This is a genomic window from Hydrogenophaga sp. (assembly GCF_035481345.1).
Classification (GTDB): domain Bacteria; phylum Pseudomonadota; class Gammaproteobacteria; order Burkholderiales; family Burkholderiaceae_C; genus Hydrogenophaga.
This window is the reverse complement of sequence record NZ_DATIGV010000089.1, coordinates 1-6,541: the sequence shown is the minus strand read 5'-3', so window position 1 is coordinate 6,541 and position 6,541 is coordinate 1. Positions and strand designations below refer to the sequence as shown.

5 protein-coding genes are annotated in these 6,541 nt (G+C 72.6%); 4 read left to right on the top strand and 1 reads right to left on the bottom strand.

The genetic code is table 11. From position 1 onward, the window contains the following. The first annotated feature begins 150 nt into the window (after positions 1-150). Together VLG41_RS09610 and VLG41_RS09605 are read left to right on the top strand one after the other, a co-directional pair. The gene (locus tag VLG41_RS09610; protein WP_325349171.1) at positions 151-2,517 is read left to right on the top strand and encodes an ABC transporter permease; all 2,367 of its coding nucleotides are present in this window, start codon (positions 151-153) and stop codon (positions 2,515-2,517) included. Further along, positions 2,514-3,746 carry an efflux RND transporter periplasmic adaptor subunit gene (locus VLG41_RS09605; protein WP_325349170.1) on the top strand — a complete coding sequence of 411 codons (1,233 nt, stop codon included), beginning with the start codon at positions 2,514-2,516 and terminating at the stop codon, positions 3,744-3,746. Before VLG41_RS09610 ends, VLG41_RS09605 begins: the two co-directional genes overlap by 4 nt. Before the next feature lie 23 nt (positions 3,747-3,769). Here VLG41_RS09605 and VLG41_RS09600 read toward each other — a convergent pair whose 3' ends face one another. After that, positions 3,770-4,678, bottom strand: coding sequence for a LysR family transcriptional regulator (locus VLG41_RS09600; protein ID WP_325349169.1), 909 nt, complete (start codon positions 4,676-4,678; stop codon positions 3,770-3,772). A 103-nt stretch (positions 4,679-4,781) separates the two neighbouring features. Between VLG41_RS09600 and VLG41_RS09595 the strand changes: the two genes are divergently transcribed. Beyond that, positions 4,782-5,774 (top strand): tripartite tricarboxylate transporter substrate binding protein, encoded by a 993-nt coding sequence (locus VLG41_RS09595; RefSeq protein WP_325349168.1) that lies wholly within the window; start codon positions 4,782-4,784, stop codon positions 5,772-5,774. Between the two features lie 14 nt (positions 5,775-5,788). Beyond that, the coding region (locus VLG41_RS09590; RefSeq protein ID WP_325349167.1) for an FAD-dependent monooxygenase at positions 5,789-6,541 on the top strand (753 nt) is incomplete at its 3' end.

Sequence of the window (6,541 nt, the reverse complement as noted above, 5' to 3'; positions counted from 1 at the left end):
GGGCACCACCACGGTGGTCATCACGCACAACGCGCCGATCGCGCAGATGGCCGATCGTGTGCTGCGCCTGGCCGACGGGCGCATCGCCTCGGCACAGGCCAACCCGAACAAGGCTCCGGCGGCAACGCTGAGCTGGTGAGGACCCGGGGCATGCGCGCGATCCACATCAAGCTCGGCCGCGACCTGTGGCGCCTGCGCGCGCAGGTGCTCACCATCGCCATGGTGGTGGCCATCGGGGTGGGCGGCTTCGTGGGATTGTTTTCGGTGCACGCTTCGCTGCTGGCCGCGCGCGACCACTTCTACACCGGCCACCGCCTGGCCGATGTGTTCGTCACCCTCAAGCGTGCGCCGCTGGCCCTGCGCGAGCGCATGGCCGACATCCCGGGCGTGGCCGAGGTGAAGACCGGCCTGGCCTTCGACGCGCGCGTGGACCTGGGCGACCCCGGTCCACCCGTGACGGGCCGCTTCGTGGCCCTGGACCTGGCGCGCGTGCAGCGCGGCCAGCAAGGCCTCAACGCCCTGCGCCTGCGCGAAGGCCGCTGGCCCGAGGCCGGCGCCACGTTGGAGGCACTGGCGAGCGAGGCCTTCGCCAAGGCGCGCGGCCTCCAGCCCGGCGACCGCGCGCAGGCCGTGCTCAACGGGCGCCTGCAGACGGTGCATGTGGTCGGCCTGGCGATTTCGCCCGAGTACGTGTTCGCCTCGGGCGGCGCCGCGCCCGATGAACGCAGCTTCGGCATCTGGTGGACCGACGCGCGGCGACTGAGCGAGCTCCTGGACCTGCAAGGCGCGTTCAACCAGGCCTCGCTGCGGCTGGAGGCCGGTGCCTCCGCGGACGCGGTCATCGCTGCGCTGGACCGCCTGCTGGAGCCCTACGGCTCGCTGGGCGCGGTGGCGCGCGCCGACCAGCTCTCGGCCCGCGTGGTGGACGACGAGCTCGACCAGTTGCGCGTGATGGGCACGGTGCTGCCGGCGATCTTCCTCGCGGTGGCGATGTTCATCCTCAACGGCGTGCTCGCGCGCCAGGTGGCCACCCAGCGCCCGCAGATCGCCGCGCTCAAGGCGCTGGGCTACGAGGACGCGGCGATCGGCTGGCACTACCTGCAGTTCGCGCTGGTGGTGGCCGGGCTTGGCGTGCTCGGCGGGCTTGCGCTCAGCGCCGTCATCGGCCGGCTCATGCTGGGCCTGTACGAGCCGGTGTTCCGCTTCGACGCCCTGGCCTACCGCACCACGCCGGCGGTGGTGGGTGTGTCGGCCGTGTTCACCCTGCTGGCCGCCGCGCTGGGCACCTGGACATCCATTCGCGCCGTGGTGAGGCTGCGCCCAGCGCAGGCCATGCTGCCGCCCGCGCCGCCGCACTATCGGCGCACCTTGCTGGAACGCCTGGCGGGTCGGCGCGTGCGAGCGGCGCTGCTGCTGGTGTTGCGCGACGTGGAGCACCGCCCCTGGCGGACCGCCTTCACCGTCGGCGGCGTGGCGATGGCCATGGCCTTGCAGATCTCGGGGGCGTTCTGGCTCGACGCCATCGCCCACATCGTGGACGTGCAGTTCCGCCAGGTGCAGCCCGGCGACGTGGTGCTGCACTTCGAGCCGCCGGCCAACGCCACGGTACTGTCCGAACTGCGCCGCCTGCCCGGCGTGCTGCAGGCCGAGGGCTACCGCAGCGAATCCGTGCGCCTGCACCACGGCGCGCGCTGGAAGGACGCCGGCCTGAGCGGCCTGCAGGCCGGCGCGCGGCTGCAGCGTGTGGTGGACGACCCGCTCGGCGTGGTGGAACTGCCCGACGAGGGCATCGTGCTGTCGCAACTGCTGGCGCACGCACTGGACGCGCGCGCGGGCGATACCGTGACGTTGGTGTTTCGCACCGGCCACCGCCGCAGGGTCGACCTGCCCGTGGCCGGCGTGGTGCACACATTGATGGGGCAGCAGGCCTTCATGCGGCTGGGCACGCTGCAGCGCCTGGCGCGCGACGGCCAGGGCCTGTCCGACGCGGTGCTGCAGGTGGAGCCGGGCGCGCGGCCGGCCTTCTGGGCCGCCGTGAAGGCTGCGCCCGCCGTGCGCGCGGTGTTCGACAAGCGCTCGGTACAGCAGACCTTCGACGAGCGCACGCAGCACAACATGGGCGCCTTCAGCGCCATCCTCACGCTGTTCGCCGTGGCCATGGCGGTGGGCATCACCTACAACGCCGCGCGCATCGCGCTGTCCGAACGCGCCTGGGACCTGGCCAGCCTGCGCGTGCTGGGCATGACGCGCGCCGAGGTATCGGTGCTGCTGCTGGGCCAACTCGCTGTGGAGTTGCTGCTGGCGCTGCCACTGGGCCTGCTGGCCGGGCGCGCGCTGGCCGGGCTGCTGATGCACCTGATGTCCTCGGACAACATCGACTTCCCCGTGATCATCGCGACGTCCACCTACGCGTGGGCGGCGCTCATCGTGCTGGCCGCGGGCGCGGCCAGTGCCCTGCTGGTGCGCCGCCACATCGACCGGCTCGATCTGGTGGCCGTTCTGAAGGTACGCGAATGAACAACGACAAACCCAAACACCGGCGGCGCGTCTGGCTGATCGCTGGCGCTGCCGTGCTGGCCATCGCGGCCCTTCTCGCCTGGGCCTTGCGGCCGGCGGCCTTGCCGGTGGAGACGGCCACGCTGCAGCGCGGCGCCTTCGAGCAGGCCATCGAGGAAGACGGGGTCTTGCGGCTGCTGCAGCGCTACACCGTGGCGGCGCCCACGGCCGGCGAGTTGCTGCGCCCCGGCCTGAAGGTGGGCGACACCGTGGCCGAGGGCGAGCCGCTGGCGGTGCTGCGCCCCACGGCGCCGTCGATGATCGACAGCCGCACCCGCGGGGTGCTGCGCCAGCGCGTGGGCAGTGCCGAAGCGGCGTTGGCGGCGGCGCAGGCTCAGGCCACGCGGGCGCAGGCGGCGCTGGCGCAGGCCGAGCTGGACGCGCGCCGCACCGAGGAGCTGGCGCGCGCGCAGTTCGTGGCGCCCTCGGCGCGCGAGCAGGCGCAGCTCAACCTGACGGCCGCCCGCCAGGCCCTGGCCGGCGCGCAGGCCGAGCAGCGCGTGGCGGCCTATGGCCTGAACGAGGCGCGCGCGGCGCTGGCGCGCGCCGATGGCGGCGCGGGGTCGGAAGAAGGTCTGTGGACCTTGCGCAGCCCGATCGCGGGCCGCGTGATTGCGGTGCACCGCGACAGCGCGGGGCCGGTGAGTGCGGGTCAGGCCTTGCTGGACCTGGGCGACACCACGCGGCTGGAGGCGATCGTGGACCTGCTGTCCGGCGACGCGGCGCGCGTGCCGGTGGGCGCGTTGGTGACGCTTCAGGCGGGCAGCGGCCTGCCGGGCTTGCCGGGGCGCGTCACGCGCGTGGAGCCGGTGGCGTTCACCAAGGTGTCGGCGCTGGGCATCGAGGAGCAGCGCGTGAACGTGCACGTGGCCCCGGCCGCTCCCTGGCCGGATGCGCTGCCACTGGGCGAGGGCTACCGCGTGGAGGCGCGCATCGTCACACTCGCCCAGGCCGATGCGCTGCTGGTGCCCAATGCGGCGCTGGTGCGCGCGGGTGAGGGCTGGCAGGTGTTCGTCGTGGACGGCGATGGCCGCGCCCGCGAACGCGCCATCACCCTGGGGCCGCGCGGCACCGAAACGTCCGTTGCCACCGGCGGCGTGCAGCCCGGCGATCGCGTGGTGCTGTACCCCGGCAGCGGCGTGTCCGACGGCCAGCGGGTGCAGAACGGCCGGCGCGTGCGGGAGCGGTGAGATGGGCAGGCGAGTGAAGCCCGCTACCCCTTCAACGCCGCCCGGATCTCCTTCACCAGCGCCTGCCCCGAGATCGACAGCGTCCGCCCTCGCTTGGTGACGATGCAGATGTCGCGCGAGACCCTCGGGCCGGTCAGCGGCAACACCACCAATTCCTCGGGCCGCGCCGCGCGCGCGTAGGCCGCTGGCATGATCGCGATGGCCATGCCCGCCCGCGTCATCCACAGCGCGGTGGACAGGAAGGTCACCTCGTGCACCACGCGCAGCCGCACGCCCGCGCGCGCCGCGCTCGCGTCGATCAGGGGCCGCACGCCGTAGCCCGGACGCACGGTGATGACCGGGTGGCCGTCCAGGTCCGCCCAGCGCAGTCGCGCGCGCCCGGCCAGCGCATGCCCCGCCGGGCACACCACGGCCAGGTGGTCGCGCACCAGCGTGTCGGTGTCCACGTCGGCGCCCGCCTGTTCCGGCACGCCGATGCCGAAGTCCACCTGCTCGCCCACCACGCGCGCCACGAACTGGTCGGGTGCGCAGTCGTTGATGTCGACGTGGATGCCCGGGTACCGCTCGCGAAAACGCACCACCGCCGCCGGCAACAGCAGTTCGGCCAATGTGGGCGTGACCGCCACGCTCACGCGCCCGCGCCGCAACTGCGACAGCTCCAGCGTGCCCGCGCCCAAGGCCTCGGCGTCGCGCAGGATGCGCTCGGCCAGCACGATGGCCTCGTGCGCGGCCTGCGTGGGCTGCAAGGTGCGTGTGGTGCGGTCGAACAGGCGCGCGCCCAGGCCGTCTTCCAGTTGCCGCAGCGACAGGCTCACCGCCGACTGCGTGACCGACAACTGCTCGGCCGCCGCGCTCACCTTGCGCAGGTGGTACACGGCCGCGAACGCGCGCAACTGGCGCATGCTGGGGATGAAGCGGCTCTCGGTATTCATGAGTTGAAATGATAAATCGTTCGATAAGTTTCGCTTTACGCATGAATACGGAGCGGGTTGAATGGCGGCCGGATATCCACCCCCAGAACCAGGAGACAAGCCCATGAAGTTCACCACCCTGCGGCGCGCGCTGTGCGCGGCCCTCGGCGGCGCCGCGCTGCTCGCGCTCGCCAGCCCCGCCCTGGCCCAGGACGCCGCCTGGCCCACCAAGCCCATCCGCGTGATCGTCACCTTCCCGCCCGGCGGCAGCGCCGACGCCATCGTGCGCGCCATCGCCCCGCGCGTGAGCGAGAAGCTGGGCCAGCCGCTGGTGATCGAGAACCGGCCCGGCGCGGGCGGCAACATCGGCCTGACCGCCGTCGCCAAGGCCGAGCCCGACGGCCACACCGTGGGCCTGGGCGCGGCGGGCGCGCTCTCGGCCAACGTGAGCCTCTACCCGCAGATGCCCTACGACCCGATCAAGGACTTCAAACCGGTGTCGCTGGTCGCGGTCATTCCCTTCGTCTTCGTGGGCCACCCCTCGGTGGGCGTGCGCACGCAGGCCGAACTCATCGCCCTGGCCAAGCGCGACCCGAGCAAGCTCACCCTGGGCCACGGCGGCAACGGCACGGCCATGCACCTCACGGCCTCGCTGTTCGACCAGATGGCGGGCACGAAGATCGTGCAGGTGGCCTACCGCGGCTCCGGCCCGGCCGCCGTGGACGCGCTGGCCGGCCAGATTCCGCTGGCCGTGACCGACCTGCCCGCCGCGCTGCCACACATCCGCGCGGGCAAGTTGCAGGCCTTCTCCGTCACCAGCGACAAGCGCGTGCCCGCCCTGCCCGACGTGCCCACCGTGGCTGAGGCCGGCCTGGCGGGCTACGAGTCGGTGGGCTGGTTCGGCATCGTCGCGCCGGCCGCCACGCCCGACGCCATCGTCACCAAGTTCAACGCGGCCCTGGCCGATGCGCTCAACGACCCCGGCACGCAGGCCACCATCCGCGGCCTGGGCGTGGAGCCCGCGCCCTCCACGCCCAAGGCCTTCGGCGACTACATCAAGTCCGAGACCACCAAGTGGGCCAAGGTGATCCGCACCGCCGGCATCAAACTCGAATGAACCCCGCTTCTCCCATGCCAGAACGAACCGACACCAGCACCTGCGACGTGCTCATCGTGGGCGCCGGCCCCGTGGGCCTGACGCTCGCCATGGACCTCGCCGGGCGCGGCGTGCGCGTCACCATCGCCGAGCTGCGCGCCTACAAGGAGCCGCCCAGCGTGAAGTGCAACCACGTGGCCTCGCGCACCATGGAGCGCTTCCGACAGCTCGGCGTGGCCGACACGCTGCGCCGCGCGGGCCTGCCCGACACGCACCCCAACGACGTGGTGTTCCGCACCGCGATGACGGGTATCGAGCTCACGCGCATCCCCATTCCCAACCGGCTGGAGCGCTTCACCGACAACGGCGGGCCCGACACCTGGTGGCCCACGGCGGAACCGCCGCACCGCATCAACCAGATCTACCTCGAACCGATCCTGCTGGAGCACGCGGCGTCGCTGGCCAACGTGACGCTGCTCAACCGCACGCGCGTGGAAGGCTTCGAGCAGGACGAGGCGGGCGTCAGCGCCACGCTTGTCGATCTGGACAGCGGCACCACGCGCCGCGTGCGCGCGCGCTTCCTGGTGGGCTGCGATGGCGGCTCCTCGGGCGTGCGCAAGGCCATCGGCACGCAGTTCGAGGGCACGGCCGTGATCCAGCGCGTGCAGTCCACCTACATCCGCGCCAAGGACCTGCTGAGCCGCCTGCCCGGCAAGCCCGCCTGGTGCTACTACTCGGTCAACCCGCGCCGCTGCGGCACGGTCTTCGCCATCGACGGCCACGAGACC

Excerpts from the sequence above, each read along its gene's own strand:
- VLG41_RS09610 (WP_325349171.1), top strand. The coding sequence starts at position 151 with ATGCGCGCGATCCACATCAAGCTCGGCCGCGACCTGTGGCGCCTGCGC.
- VLG41_RS09595 (WP_325349168.1), top strand. The coding sequence starts at position 4,782 with ATGAAGTTCACCACCCTGCGGCGCGCGCTGTGCGCGGCCCTCGGCGGC.
- VLG41_RS09605 (WP_325349170.1), top strand. The coding sequence starts at position 2,514 with ATGAACAACGACAAACCCAAACACCGGCGGCGCGTCTGGCTGATCGCT.
- VLG41_RS09600 (WP_325349169.1), bottom strand. The coding sequence starts at position 4,678 with ATGAATACCGAGAGCCGCTTCATCCCCAGCATGCGCCAGTTGCGCGCG.